Annotated in this window: 20 protein-coding genes; 8 read left to right on the top strand and 12 right to left on the bottom strand. The window is 49.9% G+C overall.

The window, feature by feature from the left end:
• Positions 1 to 10: 10 nt before the first annotated feature.
• Both QWF21_RS01800 and QWF21_RS01805 read right to left on the bottom strand, forming a co-directional pair.
• Positions 11 to 694, bottom strand: a complete 684-nt coding sequence (locus tag QWF21_RS01800; protein ID WP_330086318.1) for a ChrR family anti-sigma-E factor — start codon at positions 692 to 694, stop codon at positions 11 to 13.
• The gene (locus QWF21_RS01805; RefSeq protein ID WP_330086405.1) at positions 678 to 1,280 is read right to left on the bottom strand and encodes a sigma-70 family RNA polymerase sigma factor; all 603 of its coding nucleotides are present in this window, start codon (positions 1,278 to 1,280) and stop codon (positions 678 to 680) included. Before QWF21_RS01805 ends, QWF21_RS01800 begins: the two co-directional genes overlap by 17 nt.
• A 236-nt stretch (positions 1,281 to 1,516) precedes the next feature.
• Between QWF21_RS01805 and QWF21_RS01810 the strand changes: the two genes are divergently transcribed.
• Together QWF21_RS01810 and QWF21_RS01815 are read left to right on the top strand one after the other, a co-directional pair.
• Positions 1,517 to 2,122 carry an FMN-dependent NADH-azoreductase gene (locus QWF21_RS01810; RefSeq protein ID WP_330086319.1) on the top strand — a complete coding sequence of 202 codons (606 nt, stop codon included), beginning with the start codon at positions 1,517 to 1,519 and terminating at the stop codon, positions 2,120 to 2,122.
• Between the two features lie 166 nt (positions 2,123 to 2,288).
• Entirely contained in the window at positions 2,289 to 4,769 is a 2,481-nt protein-coding gene (locus QWF21_RS01815; RefSeq protein ID WP_330086320.1) for a S9 family peptidase, read from the top strand.
• 63 nt (positions 4,770 to 4,832) lie between these two features.
• On the opposite strand, the gene QWF21_RS01820 is transcribed toward QWF21_RS01815, so the two are convergent.
• From QWF21_RS01820 to QWF21_RS01845, 6 genes are all read right to left on the bottom strand, one after another.
• Complete coding sequence (locus QWF21_RS01820; RefSeq protein ID WP_330086321.1) at positions 4,833 to 5,417, bottom strand: DUF5610 domain-containing protein; 585 nt, start codon at positions 5,415 to 5,417, stop codon at positions 4,833 to 4,835.
• Positions 5,418 to 5,514: 97 nt separating this feature from the next.
• On the bottom strand, positions 5,515 to 6,222 hold the full coding sequence (locus QWF21_RS01825) for a DUF4386 domain-containing protein (protein ID WP_330086322.1): 708 nt from the start codon (positions 6,220 to 6,222) through the stop codon (positions 5,515 to 5,517).
• 47 nt (positions 6,223 to 6,269) lie between these two features.
• On the bottom strand, positions 6,270 to 6,677 hold the full coding sequence (locus tag QWF21_RS01830) for a hypothetical protein (protein ID WP_330086323.1): 408 nt from the start codon (positions 6,675 to 6,677) through the stop codon (positions 6,270 to 6,272).
• A gap of 43 nt (positions 6,678 to 6,720) precedes the next feature.
• Positions 6,721 to 7,728 carry a tetratricopeptide repeat protein gene (locus tag QWF21_RS01835; RefSeq protein WP_330086324.1) on the bottom strand — a complete coding sequence of 336 codons (1,008 nt, stop codon included), beginning with the start codon at positions 7,726 to 7,728 and terminating at the stop codon, positions 6,721 to 6,723.
• A gap of 46 nt (positions 7,729 to 7,774) precedes the next feature.
• On the bottom strand, positions 7,775 to 7,987 hold the full coding sequence (locus QWF21_RS01840; protein ID WP_330086325.1) for a helix-turn-helix domain-containing protein: 213 nt from the start codon (positions 7,985 to 7,987) through the stop codon (positions 7,775 to 7,777).
• A gap of 8 nt (positions 7,988 to 7,995) precedes the next feature.
• On the bottom strand, positions 7,996 to 8,532 hold the full coding sequence (locus QWF21_RS01845; RefSeq protein ID WP_330086326.1) for a hypothetical protein: 537 nt from the start codon (positions 8,530 to 8,532) through the stop codon (positions 7,996 to 7,998).
• A gap of 572 nt (positions 8,533 to 9,104) precedes the next feature.
• Between QWF21_RS01845 and QWF21_RS01850 the strand changes: the two genes are divergently transcribed.
• Positions 9,105 to 10,001 (top strand): alpha/beta hydrolase family protein, encoded by an 897-nt coding sequence (locus tag QWF21_RS01850; RefSeq protein WP_330086327.1) that lies wholly within the window; start codon positions 9,105 to 9,107, stop codon positions 9,999 to 10,001.
• Here QWF21_RS01850 and dinF read toward each other — a convergent pair.
• The 3 genes from dinF to QWF21_RS01865 all read right to left on the bottom strand — a co-directional run bounded on the left by dinF (position 9,949) and on the right by QWF21_RS01865 (position 13,133).
• The gene (gene dinF / locus QWF21_RS01855; protein ID WP_330086328.1) at positions 9,949 to 11,217 is read right to left on the bottom strand and encodes an MATE family efflux transporter DinF; all 1,269 of its coding nucleotides are present in this window, start codon (positions 11,215 to 11,217) and stop codon (positions 9,949 to 9,951) included. The two genes, QWF21_RS01850 and dinF, sit on opposite strands and share 53 nt — an antisense overlap.
• A 222-nt stretch (positions 11,218 to 11,439) precedes the next feature.
• The gene (locus tag QWF21_RS01860) at positions 11,440 to 12,054 is read right to left on the bottom strand and encodes a DUF4136 domain-containing protein (protein WP_330086329.1); all 615 of its coding nucleotides are present in this window, start codon (positions 12,052 to 12,054) and stop codon (positions 11,440 to 11,442) included.
• A 155-nt stretch (positions 12,055 to 12,209) separates the two neighbouring features.
• A complete protein-coding gene (locus QWF21_RS01865; protein ID WP_330086330.1) occupies positions 12,210 to 13,133 on the bottom strand; it encodes a hypothetical protein in 924 nt (307 codons plus the stop codon).
• A gap of 350 nt (positions 13,134 to 13,483) precedes the next feature.
• Between QWF21_RS01865 and QWF21_RS01870 the strand changes: the two genes are divergently transcribed.
• Both QWF21_RS01870 and QWF21_RS01875 read left to right on the top strand, forming a co-directional pair.
• Entirely contained in the window at positions 13,484 to 14,044 is a 561-nt protein-coding gene (locus tag QWF21_RS01870) for a TMEM165/GDT1 family protein (RefSeq protein WP_330086331.1), read from the top strand.
• A 13-nt stretch (positions 14,045 to 14,057) separates the two neighbouring features.
• A complete protein-coding gene (locus tag QWF21_RS01875; RefSeq protein ID WP_330086332.1) occupies positions 14,058 to 14,537 on the top strand; it encodes a GNAT family N-acetyltransferase in 480 nt (159 codons plus the stop codon).
• Positions 14,538 to 14,545: 8 nt separating this feature from the next.
• On the opposite strand, the gene QWF21_RS01880 is transcribed toward QWF21_RS01875, so the two are convergent.
• Complete coding sequence (locus tag QWF21_RS01880) at positions 14,546 to 14,974, bottom strand: Lrp/AsnC family transcriptional regulator (protein ID WP_330086333.1); 429 nt, start codon at positions 14,972 to 14,974, stop codon at positions 14,546 to 14,548.
• 140 nt (positions 14,975 to 15,114) lie between these two features.
• Between QWF21_RS01880 and QWF21_RS01885 the strand changes: the two genes are divergently transcribed.
• From QWF21_RS01885 to QWF21_RS01895, 3 genes are all read left to right on the top strand, one after another.
• Positions 15,115 to 16,323: an aspartate aminotransferase family protein gene (locus tag QWF21_RS01885; RefSeq protein ID WP_330086334.1), complete on the top strand. Its 1,209-nt coding sequence runs from the start codon at positions 15,115 to 15,117 to the stop codon at positions 16,321 to 16,323.
• A gap of 6 nt (positions 16,324 to 16,329) precedes the next feature.
• Positions 16,330 to 17,367 carry an arginine N-succinyltransferase gene (gene astA, locus QWF21_RS01890; RefSeq protein ID WP_330086335.1) on the top strand — a complete coding sequence of 346 codons (1,038 nt, stop codon included), beginning with the start codon at positions 16,330 to 16,332 and terminating at the stop codon, positions 17,365 to 17,367.
• An 81-nt stretch (positions 17,368 to 17,448) separates the two neighbouring features.
• Positions 17,449 to 18,252, top strand: coding sequence for a DUF1338 domain-containing protein (locus QWF21_RS01895; protein ID WP_330086336.1), 804 nt, complete (start codon positions 17,449 to 17,451; stop codon positions 18,250 to 18,252).
• Positions 18,253 to 18,261: the final 9 nt, after the last annotated feature.

The following is an 18,261-nucleotide window of genomic DNA, read 5'->3' on the forward strand; positions in this document are numbered from 1 at the left end:
ACGGGACGGATTAATAGAACAAATGCTGCAATGGGTTCAATAAACGGGTAATGCCTTTATTGAACTGGAGTGGAGCACTTAACACCGACAAACACAGGCAGTCCTCATTTGGCAAGGTGCGCGGGCTATGGGTGTCGTCAGGTGTATTGATCAACAGATCGCCGACACCATAACTGCCTTGCTCATCCACGATACGGCCACTCAACACCAGTGTGATTTCCAGCCCCTTGTGGGTGTGCTGTGGAATAGCAGTATCTTTATCAATGTACAGCAAAGAGACATGGCGTTTGTCACCCGCAGGCAGTTTAGCGTTGGCAATGCTACCGAGCTGAGTCCATTTGGTATGCTGGCCAACCAGCCTGGCTAAAGCTCTGGGCACAGTGAAGGTTTTGTCTCTCAGTTGCACCTGGACCGGGCTTAGCTGATGCGGTAGTTCACGGCTATCAAGCTGAGGCTGCGCCATAATCTCTGCCAGCATAGCGTCCATATCATCGGACAACTGCTGTTCTGGTGGTGGTGCAGACTGCTCCAGCAGCAAACCCTGCTCTGCAGCCAAATCAAGACAAAGTTGCTGGCAATGAGGGCATAAATCAATGTGCGCGGCTACCGCCAACGCAATATCTGCTTCGAGGGTGCCTTCCACGTATTGTTCCAATAACGGGATGCCCGGATGATGTTTAACTGCGTGTGCCATCGAGTGCCTCTCTCAAACGATCCAGTGCCAGACGAATTCGTGATTTTACTGTGCCAAGCGGGATAGCCAGCTCATCCGAAACTTCCTGATGCGACTTCTCTTCCAAATATACTTTTACCATCACCAGACGCTGTGCTTCGGGCAGGCGTTCAAAGTGAGGTGCTAACTTCTCAGTCATCAGGATGGTATCCCATTGATGACTGCCAGAATCTTCCAGCTCGGGGTAATTGCCGTCGTACCACAGATCGTCGGCACTGATATCATCTTTACGGCTTTGTTTCTTGCGTAACATGTCAAAACGCACGTTACGGGCTATGGTGAAAATCCAGGTGGAAGCACAGCCGCGGCTTGGGTCAAACAAGCGGGCTTTGCGCCACACATTCAGCATGGTGTCTTGCACCATTTCCAGGGCTTGTTGCTCGTTGCCAAACATTTTCATGCCAAAAGCTTTCAGCCGCGGTGCAAAATAACTAAACAGCTCTGAATAAGCAGCTTTGTCCTGATGCACTGCAACAAAGCTTAGTGCATCTTCCCATTGACCCGTTCGGATCTCGGAAGCGTTTTCTTCTTTTTCTTTCGTCGACATCTCAAGCTCACGTTTCGAAGCAGAGCTACCATCATGCCTGTGACTCAAGGATAAATTCAACATCATTCGTCTTTCCTGATTGTGCAATGGGTGACAATGGATAAACCTGCACTTTATACGCTGCAATAGTGAAACTGGATTCATTTTATTTTATAGAAAGATAACGGCTATATTTTCTGATTTTTATTCCATTTTTTTGCGGTATTATGGCGGCATTAACCAGTAGGAGACGCATTATGAAAACAGTATTAGTCATAGAAAGCTCTATCAGTGGTAAAGCAGGTAAATCAACGCAATTGATTGAGCAATTTGTCGCGAAGTTACCATCCTCAGTGCAGTTGGATCGGATTGATTTAGCGGCTGAACCATTACCACATTTGGAAATGAATGAAATTGCTGCCTGGATGACACCAGAGGCGGATCGTTCTTTGGAGCAAGCCGCACTGGCTCGCCATTCCGATGATTTGATTGACCGTTTTAAGCAAGCCGATGCCATTATACTGGGCGTACCAATGTACAACTTTGGTGTACCTAGTCAATTGAAAGCTCTGTTTGATCGGATTGCCCGTGCAGGTATTACCTTTAAATACACCGAGCAAGGCCCGGTTGGATTACTGGCCGATAAACCTGTGGTTATTTTTGCAACTCGTGGTGGTATTTATCAGGGTACAGGTGCAGATAGCCAGACACCATTTTTGCAGCAGTTCTTCAACTTTATTGGCCTGAGTGAGCAGCACTTTATTTATGCAGAAGGCCTGAATATGGGCGAGGACGCAGCCCGTGCTACGCTGGATAAAGCCGAACAGCGGATTGCGGCATTAAGTGAAGAGCTGGCAGCTTAAGCTGTTTTAACACTTTAAACCGATTATTCAAGCAAGCGGGCAGGGTTGGCCGCTTGCTTTTGGTTCAACTAAACCTGTTTCTTTCCCGCTTAATCCTGCATTGCTTGCATCCTGACTTGAGCCTTTGTATAAAAGGCGTTATTCCAACAACCATAAAAGTGCCACTATGAAACTTCTGACTTCCTCCATACTGGTGGTTGCACTGGCCGGTGCCAGCATGGCTTCCTTACCAGTGCATGCCAAAAACGAACCTCTGACTCATCGCATTGAACCGATCCAACTGGAACCGCTGTATGCTGCTGATGCCAGCATCCGGTTAACGATGGAACAGATCATGGCCGATCCGGATTGGCTGGGGCGGCAACCTGAAAATGAGTTCTGGTCTGCAGACAGCCAGTATATTTACTACCAGCGCAAGCGTGAGGGCAGTGAAATCCGTGACTGGTACAAGCGCTCGGTAACAGAGACAAACCGGGATAATGGCAGCTTGGTCCCTTTGACGGAAGTGCATCAGATGGGCGCTGCCGATGCCATTTATTCCAGCGATGGTCAGCTGCAGGCCTATACCTTCCAGGGTAATGTATTCATTAAGGAAAGCCAAAGCGGTACTATTCGTCAGTTAAGCCGCAGCCAGGACCGGCAAAGTCATCTGCAATTTTTAACCGATGGCCGTTTGGCTTACCGCAGTGGCTGGCAGTATTTTGCGGTGGATCCCTTAAGTGGCCTGACAGAGCAATTATTCAGCATCCGCACCGAAGATGCGCCGAAAGCCCCCAGCGTACCAGAAAGCTATCTGGCGCAAGAACAACACAAGCTGCTGGAGTTTGTTGCTTTGCAACAGCGCAATCGCACAGAGCGTCATCAGCAGGAGCAAGCGTTAAAGCAACAAAACCCTGCTATGCCGCCACAAAGTATTTATGTCGGCAAAGACAAGCATATCGTCGATGCCAGCCTGTCACCACAAGGCAACTATTTGCTGGTGGCCATTCGTGCGCAGCAAAGCAGCAGCGACCGCGATATTATGCCAAACTACATTTCGCCAAGCGGTGATATTATTGCGGAGTCGGTGCGTCGGCGGGTGCATGATTTCAAACCATTGCCACAGCAGTTGATCCTGGTCGATCTGACGGATGGCAGCCAGCATACTTTAAGTTACAGCAGCCTGCCGGGTTACAACGATGATGTGTTAAAAGACGTCAAAGCCGAAAATGCCCGTGCCCGTGGCGAGCGTTACCGTAGCGAGAAAGTGATCCGCGATATTGGTCTCATGACCGATTGGTACTGGACACAGAGTGCCATGCGTTGGAATGCACAAGGCAACCAGGCCGCCGTAATGCTAAAAGCCTTTGATAACAAAGATCGTTGGCTGGCAACTGTTGATTTTGCCAATAAACGTCTGGTACCGCAGCACCGGTTGCACGACAGTGCCTGGGTCAATTATGCCTTTAATGATTTTGGCTGGTTACCTGCTGGCGATACCTTGTATTATTTGTCGGAAGAGAGCGGTTACTCACATCTGTATACCAAGGCACTGAATCAGCGCCGGCCACAAAAGCTTACTGAAGGTCGCTTTGAAGTCGCTAATCCGGTTTTAACCCGTGATGGCCGCTTTATCTACTTCAAAGGCAACCGCAACCATCCGGGGCAGTACGATGTGTTTCGAGTCCAGCTGAGCAACAATCAGTTGCAGCAAGTCACCACTTTGCCGGGTGCGGTTGATTTTCAGTTATCACCAGATGAAAGCCAGCTGTTGCTGCGTTACTCCAACAATCTAAAGCCTCATGAGCTGTATGTTACGACGGCAGAGCCAGCAGCAGAGGTGCAGCGCTTAACCTATACCATTTCCGATGCTTTTAAAGCTTTGCCGTTGCAGGCACCCAAAATTGTCCCGGTGCCCTCCAGTCATCAGGCAGCACCCATCTACTCCAAGCTGTACCTGCCAGAGAACCATATGGATGGTGAGCCGCGTCGGGCGGTGATCTTTAACCATGGTGCTGGTTATCTGCAAAACAGCGATCTGGGTTGGTCGGTGTATTTCCGTGAGTTTTTGTTCCACAATTTGCTGGCACAGCATGGCTATGTGGTGTTGGATATGGATTATCGGGCATCAAAAGGCTATGGCCGTGACTGGCGTACCGCGATTTACCGTCAAATGGGCACGCCGGAAGTAGAGGATTTGGTGGATGGTGTGAACTGGATGGTGGAAAACGTTCATGTTGATCGTAACCGGGTTGGCACCTACGGCGGTTCATACGGCGGCTTTATGACCTTTATGGCCATGTTTAACGAGCCGGAACTTTTTAAAGCCGGTGCGGCTTTACGGCCGGTTAGCGACTGGGCCTATTACAACCACCCCTATACCAGCAATATCCTTAATACGCCGGATATAGATCCTATTGCTTATGAGCGCAGCTCGCCGATCTATTTTGCCGAAGGTTTGCGCTACCCGCTTTTGATCAGCGCTCCTATGGTCGATCGTAATGTGTTCTTCCAGGATGTGGTGCGTTTGGTGCAACGCTTTATTGAGCTGGAGATTCCGCACTTTGAAACAGCGATTTATCCGGTGGAAGATCACGGTTATGTGCAGCCAAGCAGTTGGCTGGATCAATACCGCCGTATCTTTAAGTTGTTTGAAGACAATCTGTAACGGGCAGTAGATTAACATCATAACCGGGCCACTGAGCCCGGTTTTGTTTTCAGGCCAGTTCTATTATTCAGCCTCAGGGCTTTTCTGCATCAGCTCTTCCATGCGCTCACGAAATTGCGCCAGACCTTTGAGAACAAAGTCGTAGGTGGCATCGACATTGCTTTCAATCTCACCTTCGTACACACTCAAGCCTTTGAGGATGTCTTTCGCTTCATTAAAACCTTGGTCGATGGCACCACCAATGATGCGCAAAAAATTATCCAGTCGCTCTTGCTCGTCCATATCCGGCGTCATTTTTTCGTAACGGCCATAAAATTTGGTGGCAAAGCTGACAATGCGCTCGGCGGTTGCTTCCGGCGAGACATCAATGCCAGAGTCATAGGTTTTCTGGGCGGCATTTTCACCCAGCACCGGCTCCAGCTCTTTGTTGATGGCCTCCAGCGCGGTTTTGTACAGCAAGCGCAGGCTTTCGCTGTTGGCTTTTAAGCTTACCTGCTCATTGGCCGCCAAAATGGCAGCATTTTGAGCATTTTTTGCTGTGTCTTTAGCCGCGCGTTCCGCCACGGCTTTATCCAGTTCGGATTTAGGTGCGGATTCTTGCTTGCTGCTTGCTTCAGCCGCTTTTGGGGGAATAGGTGCAATCGCCATAATCTTGTGCCTCTTGGTGTCAGACGAAGTATAGCCTATCTGATGTATCGGCACTGTTGTACAGAACTTGAGTGCTATTTTTATTTCTTAAAAGCAATTATCGCCCAACCGCTTGCTGCCATTTCTCAGTATCTACGCCTTTCACAATCAACCAAAGGGCGAGGGTCAGTTCACCAAGAACTGCAAACAGCAGAATGGGAAACACGGTCAGCGAAGGCATGGCCAGCAAAGCGAGGCTGTTGATCAAATAACTTGCCCCGGCAATCAGCATCAATACCCCAAGAAACTTTGGCAGATAGCCGGAATGAAACATCAGTAAGCCATAACCGATGCAGGCGAAACCAAAGAAAATCAAACCCAGCCCAAAACCATAATCGTGCAGTCTTACCAGCAGCATGACCTGGGCTTGAAGTTGCGCACTGTCATAGGCGGCAACATAGTCCGCACTTTGCAACAGGAACAAAGGCGCCAACAGCAGCAGTTTATTGGCAACCAATACGGATGTTTGCACCAGATTAAAAGCCACCGAAGCAATTGCAAGGGGCTTGTTCACCTGCTTAAGCAGGAAAAAAAGAATGATCATCACAGGAATGTCGAGCGCATGCATCAGCACATCACCAGTAATACTGAGCCGCCAGATGGATTCGGCTTGTAGAATATTGCTGGCCGTTGCTGCTGCATCACCCGAAACGAACAATGGCTCTCTGATAAACAAGTACCCGCTAGCGCCAAGGACGATGATCAACAGATAAGACAACCCGGCAATTTTGGCATAAAGATTTGGTGATTCTACCAATGAACGCATTTTAAAATTTCCTTTTATTTCACTATGTGTTGGGCGTAGTGACGCACTTAACTGCGTTGCCATGGCTCTGCTTTTGCTTTAATAAACGCATGCATGAGATAACCCCAGGGCACGGCAAGTGGAACCAATACCAGGCCGATCACACAGGCAAACAGCGTATCTTTTGCATAGGCATCCAAACCGGTATCGAGTGCCATTGGTAGCGCAAAAGCCAGCACCCAGATCACCTTCCAAAGCAACTCAAAAATCAACAGGGGTAGCATGGTTAACGGGTAGCGTAGCCCAAGCAAACACAGCAAGCCCAGCGCGCCGAGTAAGGACAAAACCACAGTGTGTACATTGGCTGCTGGTTCTGTCTGAAACAAAATTTCCGGCCAAACCGCATACCCAAGCCCGGCCGCGATAAATAAGTATAAGGCTCTTAGGCCATTTAATCTGAGCGTGGAAACCTGCATGATGTTGCCTCCAGCAATTTGTTATTCATAGTGTTTAATCCGATCAATTCGCTACATGGGCATCCAAGGCCTTTTTAAAGTCACTGTCGTGGCTGTAGTTGCTGCTTTGAATAAAGGCTACTAAATCCTTGTGCTTTAATGTGTCTCCTCTTGCTTGGTAGGCTTCAGCCAGTCGCAGTCTCGACCAAAAATAGTGCCTGTCATAGATATCTGTGCTGGCAGCGACATACTGCTCAAGCAAGGCAATGCCTTCCCCGGTATTGCTGCCGCTGGTGAGCAGCATGTCGCCCACTTGAAAAAGGGCGTCCGTGATATGCCAGCTTTCAGCGCCCTTTGCTCGCTCTTCCAGCAGTTGGTTAAAGAGTGTCATTGCTTGCTCAGGCTTTTTCTGCTGTTTAAAAAACACCGCAAAATCGTAGGCTGTTCTTGGATTGGTGAATGGTTTTGTACTCAAGCGGTTGGCTTCAACCACGGCTTGCTGCGCACCGTCATTTGCCTTAATAAAGGATACCTGGAGGATTCTGGCATCTTCCTCGGATAATGCCACCAGTTTGTCCAGCAGTTGCCTGGCAGTTTTCATCGAGCCGCCGGCAATGGAGGGGGCTTCTAGATGAAACTCAATGGCGGTTCTAAGTGCTGTTATATGCTCCGGAAACGTTTCAGCCGCTTTGCTGTACCAGTAACCACATTTTCTCCCAAGTCCCAGCGCTCTGAACATTGAAACTTGCATGGCCCTTGTGCAGTAGGCATCACCAGCCAGCATCATCTCTGCCACACCATGAGGCTCTATCGCCAGAGATTGTTCAATAAAGTGAACTGCCTTTTGACCGTCATCCCGAAGCACGGCAAGTTTGGCCAGATAAAGCAAGGACAGCTTGTATCGATCACTTTGTGCTGCCAGCTGTTCGTTAAAGTAACGTTCGGCATCCTCGTACTGGTAAGATTCAATGAGCAGCACACCAGGATCCTGTTGAAAGGTTCCTGCCAGTGATTCAAGAGCATAGGAAGCGCTGCTAAGCAGACAGCATAGAAACATCATTAAAAAACGCATACAATTCTCCATTACGGCGCGGTGATTCCAGCAACCGCTTTCCAGTTCATTCTTCATCATCCTGGTAAACCAGGATGTCCCCAGGCTGACAGTTCAGTGCCCGACAAATTTTTTCCAGCGTATCAAAGCGAATCGCCTTCGCTTTTCCCGTTTTTAATACCGACAGATTCTGCGCTGTGATGTTGACCTTTTCCGCCAGGGTGTTTAAACGCATTTTGTTCTGTGCCAATACCACATCCAGATTCACAATAATGGCCATAACCGCTCCTAAATCGTCATCTCGGATTCTTCATTCAGATCCGCCCCTATTTCCAACGCCCACAACAAGGTATACATCAGACCAAAGTAAATACAGGCAATCACGATTTCCGTAGCAAATGATATATCCAGCCTGGCATGAACAAAGTAGTCGTACAGACTGCCAAGCAAGGCATACAGCCAGGACAGGAGAAAAAACAGCATGCCGCCATGCAGTGCCCCGCGCACACTGGCAATGGCCTTAGGGTGAAAAATATGGCCCTGCATAAATTGCTGCATCAACTGCCTAAAGTGCTGGGTGATCCTAAGCATCATCAGTAAACCAATGGCATACAAAGCCAAAATTCCTCCCTTGAGCAGCAGGCTTATACTTTCGATAGGTATCAAGGCATTGCCAAGATAGAGCCCGCCATCAGGTATCCATGCCACAACGACAATGGCAGGCCCCCCCAAAAAGAGCAGGTAGCGCATACCGGTTAGCACAAAATACAAGTAGCGGCTTAACTGCTTTATCTGATGGGTTCGGGAATGAGTTTGTATATCCATGGTTTTTCCTGTACTCGGTCTTTGTTTGGTCACTGTAATGGAGAAATTAATTCAACTCAATTTATTTTTATTGTTTATCGGTAAAAAAATGCCGACAAAGGGTTTCTTAATCATGCCTTGTTGGCGATGCTGAATATACAGTGCCTCTTGTCGGTGGGTGATGTGTTTTCCAGATACCTTGAACTCCGAACAGCAAACAAGGCACCTACTGTGACGCCCAACCTGCCAAGATAATTGTCGTCAAGCGGTCATCCTAATTGTCGCCGAACAGCCGCTATGCCAGACTGTTTGGACGCGGGCCATTGGAGCCCTTATTGCGAGTGTTTTCAGCAGCAAAATAAAATTCACTTTATTGGCTGGTGCAGTTGGATAGTTTTTCAATGAACAAAGAAGGTGAGGGAATGTGTATGACCAAGTGTTGGATGTGTTGTGTGTTCTTTTTGCTCTGTTCGTGCGCTCTGCCGAGCCTTGACAACCAGATCACAGCAGAGCCATTTATTCACTCTGAACAAAGATTGTCGGGCTATTTAATTTCAGCCGACGGGCAGGACAACATTCAAAAGGTGGCCATCATGGTTCATGGCGATGGAGCTATACCTTATGATGCTCATGGTTACTATCAACCCATTTGGAACCGGTTAATTCGGGCTGGTTATGCGGTATTCAGTTGGGATAAGCCCGGTGTTGGTCAATCAGAAGGGCAATGGTTGCACCAGTCTATGCAGGATAGGCAAGCTGAGGTTCAATCGGCAATTCAGTATCTAAAGACTCGCTATTCGCTGGAAGATCACCAGATTGGGCTTGTTGGGTTTAGTCAGGCAGGTTGGGTGGTCCCTGCACTTGCACAGCAGAATCAAGATCTGTGTTTTGTAGTAGGCGTTGGTTTTGCGCTTAACTGGATGCAGCAAAGTTGGTACTTGACCGAAAAGTGGATGCAGTTGCAAGGGCAAAGCAGTGAGCAACTGGCTGCTGCCTATCAACGTCATCTGGCTGAGCTGGCTTTTTTCAATAGTGAACCTGACTATGCTGAGTATTTAGTCCAGTACGGTCATGCTGAGAGCGTGATGTCGCCAGAACGTTTTCAATTTGTGCTGTTAAATTATCAAGCCGATGCAACCGATGATTATCCTGGTATTTCAATGCCTTTCTTGTTGCTTTTGGGGGAGCATGATCAGAATGTGGATGTTCGGCATACTTACCAGACACTGAAGCCTTTGACGAAACACTCATCAAGGTTTCAAATACACATGGTGCCCAGCGCAACACATAGCTTGTTAAAGCATCCTCAATTTAATACCCAAAAACCAAGGTATTGGTTTTGGCTTCGTTTTAGCATGAATCGAGAGCGTGCTTTTGCCGATGGGGTGTTGGATCATATTGAGCAATGGGTGAAGCAAAGCTCCAAGGGCTGCGGTATTACCTTAGCAGCCAGCCAGCACCACTTCGGTACAAGGGCCAAGCCAAAGTAACGCCTCGCAGCAGCATAAAAACCGACAGTGCCAGCCAGAGCGCATGGTTATCCAGCCTTTGCAGCAAGGCGTAGCAAAGCACAAAACCAGCAAAGGACAGCAGCATGCTGTTGCGCATGGCTTTGGCTTTGGTGGCACCGATGTAGATGCCATCCAGCAGATAGCTCCAGACCGCAATCAGGGGCAGGGCAATTAACCAGGGCAGAAAGTGAGCCGCGTTTTGTCGCACTTCAGCGATAGAGGTCAGTAAGCCAATCAAGGTTGTGCCGCCCAACCAGAACACCATGCTAAAAGCAACGCCAAGTATCAGACCCCAGCCAGCCAAAATAGCAAATAACTGCTGCAACTCGCTGCTGTCTTTGGCGCCCACCGCTTTGCCGGTACAAGCCTCAGCGGCATAGGCAAAACCATCCAGTGCATACGAGACCAGCATCAGAAAAGTAATGAGCACAGCGTTGGCGGCCACAATGGTATCGCCATAGCTGGCACCTCGAAAGGCGATAAAGACAAACACCAGCTGCAAACAGAGGCTACGAATAAAGATATCGCGATTAAGCGCAAAGAAACGGCCATAACCGGTAAGCCGGCTCAGTTGCCCAAACTTAAAGGGTGCAAGTTGATGTTGCTGCCAAAGTCGCCGCACCAGCAGCAGCCCGACCAACAAGGTCGTGTAATCGGCAATCACTGAGGCGGCGGCCACCCCTGCAACTTTCCAGCCAAAGCCCAGTACAAAGAGTAAATCCAGCACTATGTTGAGGCTTTGATTAAGCAGCAGCAACCACATGGGGTAGCGGGCATTGTGCAGCCCAAGAAACCAGCCGAGCAGCACCATATTGAGCAGGGCTGCCGGAGCGCTCCAGATGCGGATGTGAAAATAAATACCGGCCTGCTGCAGTACTTCACTGCTGGCCTGGCTGATCTGCTGTACCAAAGGCATCACCAACGGGTGCAGCACTAATAGCAGCATTGCCAACATCATGGCAACAGATGCTGCCTGCAGCAGGGTGTCACTTTGCTTCTTGGTATCCCCGGCACCAAAAGCCTGAGCTGTGAGGCCCGTGGTACTCATGCGTAAAAAACCAAGCAGCAAAAACAGCAGACTAATTAAACTACTGCCAAGGGCCACGCCACCTAAATACCAGGCATGCTCCAGATGGCCAACCACAGCGGTATCTACCAAAGAGAGTAAGGGAATGGTCAGGTTGGAAGCGATCATTGGCAAGGCTATGAGCAGCACTTGTTTTTGTTTGGGCTGGCTAATATTCAGCAAGGTGGTGGCATCGTCATTAAGCTGTCATCTTAGCAAGCCATACTAGCACAGCCTGTCGAAAGAGAGGGTAGTTTGTTCCTCCTAGTGCTAACTTTGCCGGCCCTTTTGGGCCGGTTTTTTTTGCCACAAAAAAGCAGCCCGCAGGCTGCTTTTGGGCGGACAGTTGAGTTACTGCCGGGTAGGAAAGCGCTGAAAAATTAGTGCTACCGTATCGTCCACTGCCTGCTTCGGGTTTTTCAGAGCCTCACGGGTTAAGCGGCCTTCCTGCACGCCTTGCCAAATCAGACGGTTTTGGGCGGCATCGACTAAATCTACCCGAACGGTGCCTTGTTTGTAGTGCACGGTTTCGATGTCCGATTGATAAATGGGGAAACCCAGATGCCAGGCGGAGCGGTAGCCGTAACGACCAAAGCCAACATTGGCCCGGAAGGGGCTGGAACGAATATCGGTTTTATCTTCTGTGTTGGAAGCGAAATTTAACAACAGTTGGGCACCTTCGGCTTGATAGCGGTAGCCCAGGGCTTCCATTTCGCGCCGTAGAGCCGATTTAAAGTGATCAGTTAACAGGCTTTGGTACTCTTCAGTATTGGTTTCAGGATTGTCAAAAAAGCCAAAGGTCTGGTATTGAGCAAAATTCACGTCCCGGGCGTAGTCAATCCGTGGCTCGGGTTTGCTGGCACAAGCAGAAAGCAGCAGAGCGAACACCACCATGACTGTTATCGCAACAGATGACCGCAGCGATTGGTACGAGAACTGAGCTAAGCGGTGAGACTGAACATTCATGTCGTTACTCCAGGAAAAAAGTACTTATCATTTATGGGACAAACCCAAAAATGGTTTAGTTCATTCTACCTTAATACTAGCTTTTTTGGATGAATAGATTCTGAATAAAAAAAACACACCAGGAAAGTGTGGTTTTTCGTTTGGTGACGACTGCATTAATTGGAAAGATGTAAATTTTTCCGACGGAACAGCCTCATCAACAAAAGCGATACGCCAATCAAGCCAATGGTAGCCGGCGCCGGTACCACAAAGCTACCGGTTGGATCCCGGCCATACAGGGTGTAGTTTGACAAGCCTGCCGCTTGCCCACCTTTATTGATCAAGGTGTCGCTCATATCCCAGGTACCAGCAAACTCAAACTTTTGCTCGCCCGGTAAAATGGGCCCCAGGCCGATGTCGGCAAATTGCGTGATGCTAAAGGTATAAATGGCAAAGGCTGTACTGCTTTTAAATACAACGGCCATTTGATCGAAGAAAGTACCACCCAGGATATCAAACAGTTCTTCCGGACTCACCGCCGGAGGTGAAAACAGCCAGTTACCGGAAACCGCATCGCCACCGACACAGGTTTCAGCCAGGCCATTTTTGTCTTTGCAATCACTCATCGAAAAGACCGTCTGCTCGTAGGTGTACGACTTATCTCCCTTACGACTGGAGTCGGGCATAAAGCCCTGGCCATCGTCTTTACCCATCTGGACCCAACCTGGATCTATCGGGCCCAAGCCTTGTAAATCCTGCAGCATATCGTTGCTGGTTATAAAAGCTCCATCCGTATCCCAATAGGGGCTCTGGTTGCCATAGTAGTTCATCCAGCCATCATTTTTAAAACCCAGATTGTAGTAGTCCGGGTGATTTTTCACTGGATCATAGAAACTGCTGTTGTTGCCGGTAAAGGCACCAATGCAGCTAAGCGCACTGACTTCCGGCGTTAATTCCAACCAGCTGTCGCTGCCAACGGCGCGCACTTTAGTGACCTGCATATCCCAAAGATCACAGGCTTTAGGTCCTGCCATTGGGCTTGCAATACTGCCAAACGACAACAAGCAAATAAAACCAGCAATACCTGATAGTGCTTTCATAGTGGCCTCCATGCAGCCAAATAGTTCATCAATAAAATCTAATGCATAGGAAGTGCCATTTTTATTTTCTCATTAAATCATGTTGTTATGGAATTCTGTTTACATGGGTGTAAGAGGAGCTGACACCCTGTCTGCTGACTTGCATCAGCCCTTAAACAAGGCTACAATGCGGCCGCGCTTGGGGGAGTAATCGGCCAGACTGGCGTTGTTGTCAACATCCTTGTGCCTCATTGCACATGGCAACAACATTTGCAGCTTTGCTGCAGACTGATGAGACCTGAGACATGCAACGGACCCAAAGCGGGAGTCTGTTGTATGTCTTTGGTTGATGTTCCCGCTGAGTCGTTCCCATGGATGCTTTTCTTGCTTCGTTCACTGCGGTGGCTATTGCCGAAATTGGCGATAAAACCCAACTTCTCTCATTATTCCTTGCAGCACGCTTTCGCTCCAAATTAGCCATTATCGCCGGTATTCTGGTCGCTACCTTATTGAATCATGCAGCTTCGGCCTGGCTGGGTGTCTGGGTGGCGCAGTTTATTCCAGAAGGCTGGCAGGGTTTTCTGCTGGGTGGCTCTTTTATTCTGGTCGCACTCTGGTTGCTTATTCCGGATAAAGACGACAGTGAGGATACCGGCGTACTGAAGTTTGGTGCCTTTATGGCCAGCTGCATTTTGTTCTTTTTAGCGGAAATTGGTGACAAAACCCAAATTGCCACCGTGATCCTGGCAGCGACTTTTGAGGATGCTATCTGGATGGTGATTTGGGGTACCACCTTTGGTATGCTGGCCGCCAATGTGCCTGTGGTCTATGCCGGCAGTTGGTTGATGGAAAAAATTTCGCTCGATTGGGCCCGTCGCGCTGCTTGCGCCATTTTTATGCTGTTGGGTATTCTAACCATTATCAATTATTAGGATGAAGACAACGATGATTGAAGTCAAAGCCGTCAATTACCAGGAACCAGCACAAGCCCAGCAACTGGTGTATTTACTGAACCAGTACGCACTGGATCCAATGGGGGGCGGGGAGCCTCTGTCGGAGGAAGTACAGGCCCAGCTTGCCAAGCGGTTGGCAGAGCGCAGCGATACCTTCAGTTTTATTGCCTATATCGATGGGGTGGCAGCCGCCCTGGTGAATTGCGTGGAGAACTTTTCTACCTTTGCCGCCAGGCCCATTATGAATATTCACGATATTGCTGTGCTGCCCGCTTACCGTGGGCAGGGGCTGAGCACCGCATTGCTGCAGGCGGTGGAGCAACTGGCTCGTGCCCGTAACTGCTGCAAACTGACATTGGAAGTGCTGGAAGGCAATACCATCGCCAAAGCCAGCTACCAGAAATTTGGCTTTGCCGGCTATCAGCTCGATCCTGCTATGGGCCAGGCGGTGTTCTGGCAGAAAAAGCTCTAGGGCATGCCCTAGCGCTTAAATTTGGTTTCCAAAATCACCGAGGAGTTGGTCCTTTCCACTCCTTCCAGATTGCCGATATCGTCCAGAATATGGCTAAGCTGCTCGGTATTCTGTGCCTGTACGATGGCAATCAAATCATACTCACCACTGATAGCGTAAAGCGCCGACACCTGTGGCATGTGTTTTAGTTCGAGATTGGTTCGGGCAGTCAGTTTTTGCCGCACCTTAATCGACACATGGGCCGATACCTGTTCACTGAGAAAGCGACTGCCCAGCTCCACCGTGTAGCCCTGAATCACCCCTTGCTGCTCCAGCCGTTGCAGCCGGTTTTGAATGGTAGTGCGCGACACATCGAGCGCCCGCGCCAGATCCGACACGCTGGCCCGGCCATTGGTTCTAAGGATAGCCAGCAACTGTTCATCGTCCGAATTTATCATATCGACACCTTGGCTTATCAGATTGTATGAATAAATGGTAATAATGTACAGAATGATACTGCAAAATGGCAGTCATGGCGATTACACTGGGCCATCTTTTCTCCGGTTCCCTACCGACAATCCACGCAATGAGGTTTTTCATGCAACAGGTTAACAGAGCACTTTTCGATGATGTGATGGTTCCAAACTACGCTCCGGCTCAGATGATCCCGGTCAAAGGTGCCGGCTCCAGAGTCTGGGATCAGCAAGGCAAGGAATACATCGACTTTGCCGGCGGTATTGCGGTGAACTGTCTGGGGCATTGCCATCCGGCCCTGGTGTCTGCGTTAAAAGAGCAGGGCGAAAAGCTGTGGCATTTATCCAATGTGCTGACCAATGAGCCTGCTTTGTTGCTGGCCAAAGCCCTGGTCGATGCGACCTTTGCCGAGAAAGTCTACTTTGCCAATTCGGGTGCTGAAGCCAATGAGGCCGCACTGAAGCTGGCGCGCCGTGTTGCCAAAGACAACTATGGTGACGAGAAGAACCAAATCATTGCCTTTAAACAAGGCTTCCATGGCCGTACATTCTTTACGGTGACTGTGGGCGGCCAACCGGCTTATTCTGATGGCTTTGGCCCGAAACCGGAAGCCATCGAGCATGCCGAATTCAACAACATTGACAGCTTAAAAGCACTGATTTCTGATCGCACCTGTGCGGTGATGGTTGAGCCGCTGCAAGGCGAGGGTGGCGTAGTGCCAGCCGATGTGGAGTTTATGCGGCAGGTGCGGGCGCTGTGCGATCAACACAAGGCCTTGCTGATTTTTGATGAAGTGCAAACCGGCGTTGGCCGCACCGGTGAGCTCTATGCCTATATGGGGTTAGGTGTCACGCCTGATATTTTAACCACAGCCAAGGCTCTCGGCGGCGGCTTCCCGATTGGTGCCATGCTTACCACCACCGCCATCGCCAAGCACCTGGTGGTCGGTACTCATGGTTCAACCTATGGCGGCAACCCCTTAGCTTGTGCTGTGGCGCTGGCGGCACTGAACACCGTCAATCAGCCGGAAGTGTTGGCTGGCGTAAAAGCTAAAGAGCAGCTGTTTCGTGATGGTTTGTCTCAGATCAATGAAAAATACCAGGTGTTCGCTACCATTCGCGGCCAGGGCTTGCTGTTGGGTGCTGTACTGAACAGCGATTATGCCGGCAAGGCGCGTGATTTTATGGTTGCGGCTGCCGAAGAAGGCCTGATGGCGCTGGTAGCGGGTGCCAATGTGGTGCGCTTTACGCCATCGCTGGTGATCCCGGATGCGGATATCCGCGAAGGCCTGGCCCGCTTTGAGCGTGCGGTTGCCAAAATCGTACAGGGTTAACAACGGATGCTGGTTATTCGCCCTATTCAAAGCAGTGACTTTGCTGCGCTGCGTCAGATCGCAGAAGAGTCCGGCCCGGGTTTTACTTCCCTGCCGGTCAACGATGGTCGGCTGCAGCAAAAGATTGCCCACTCTGAAAGCAGTTTTGCAGACTGTGTCGAGCAGCCGGGCCAACAGGGCTATCTGTTCGTGCTGGAGGATACCGCAACGGGTAGTATTGTTGGTACCACCGGGATTGAAGCGGCGGTGGGACTGGAGACGCCACTGTATCATTTTCAGCAAAATAGGGTGATGCATCACTCGGCCGAGCTGAATGTGTTAAATCAGCTGAAAACGTTGACGCTTTGCAACGATTACACCGGTGCTTCGGAAATCTGCACGCTGTTTTTGCGCCAAAGCTATCGCACCGGCTATACCGGGCGTTTTTTATCCAAGGTGCGTTTTTTGTTTATGGCCGAGCATCCACAGCGCTTTGCCGAGACAGTGATTGCCGAAATGCGCGGTGTTTCGAACGGCAATGGTCAACCGCCATTTTGGGGCTGGTTGCAAAAGCTGTTTTTAACCATCGATTTTCCGACTGCTGATCATCTGATTGGGGTCGGTAAAAAGGCGTTTATTGCCGAGCTGATGCCACGTCATCCTATTTATGTGGGCTTGTTACCGGAAGAAGCCCAGCAAGTGATAGGTCAGGTGCATGAGCACACCAGGCCGGCGCTGAAAATGTTGCAGCAAGAAGGCTTTGTCCATCGTGGCTATGTCGACTTATTCGATGCCGGCCCCACCATCGAAGCCCGTCTTGGTCAGATCCACTCCGTGGCCAGCAGCCTGAAGGTGCCGGTAAGGGTGGTACCCAAAGTTGAGCCTGGCCAGATGCTGGCAGTCAGCAACACGCAGACCCAGGGCTTTCGCGCCAGCTTCAGTGAACAGGCCCGCTTTGATGAACATCAGGGGCTGTTGTTAATCCAACCGGAGCTGGCGGATGCACTGCAACTGTCCGATGGCGAGCTGGCCCGCTTTATTGTGCTGGAAAAGGGCCGCCGTTAAGGCGGTATTGATAGAAAGCAAATTTGTTATACTAGCTGCCCCGCTGGGGCATCCCGGAAGTTAAGAAGTAAGGTGAGCGTCATGCATAGCAACGTCAATGAGCTGTTTGAAAATCTGTGGCAGAACTACCTGGAAGTAACGCCTTCTGCCAAGCGTGTCCACCAGTTGCTGGGAAGCTCTCAGCAAGCGGACATTATCAATGACCACATCGCCTTACGTACTTTCAACCTGGAAAAAATCGGGTTGGAAAAGCTGGCTGCGCATTTTAAAGCGGTTGGCTACGAAGAGTGTGGCGAGTACCATTTTGAAGCGAAAAAACTGTATGCCAAGCATTTTGAGCATCCGGATCGCAATCAGCCGAAGGTCTTTATCTCTGAGTTGTTGCTGGAGCAGTGCTCTGAGCAGTTGCAGCAGATAGTCGGTGAGCTGGTTGCCCAGATCCCGGATGAGGCAGTTACTGCAGATAACTTCCTGTACTCTGGTACTCACTGGTCAGTGGATCATGCCAGTTACGAGAAGCTACTGGCAGAAAGCGAGTACGCAGCCTGGATGGCAGCCTGGGGCTTCCGCGCCAATCATTTTACCGTCAGTGTCAATGCGCTGGAGAACTTCGAGACGCTGGAGCAGGTCAATCAGGCACTGAAAGACGGTGGCTTCCTGCTGAATACTTCTGGCGGCGAAATCAAAGGCAGCAAAGAGGTGTTGCTGGAGCAATCCTCCACCCTGGCTGATCTGATTACCCTGCAGTTCAGCGATGGCCCGGCCACCATTCCAAGCTGTTTCTATGAGTTTGCCCGTCGCTACGAAGTGGCACCAGGCATCTTGTATACCGGCTTTGTTGCGGCTTCTGCCGATAAAATCTTTGAGAGCACCAACGCTCGTTAAACATCAGGC

This window comes from Alkalimonas mucilaginosa (assembly GCF_036327005.1).
Classification (GTDB): Bacteria; Pseudomonadota; Gammaproteobacteria; order Enterobacterales; family Alteromonadaceae; genus Alkalimonas; species Alkalimonas mucilaginosa.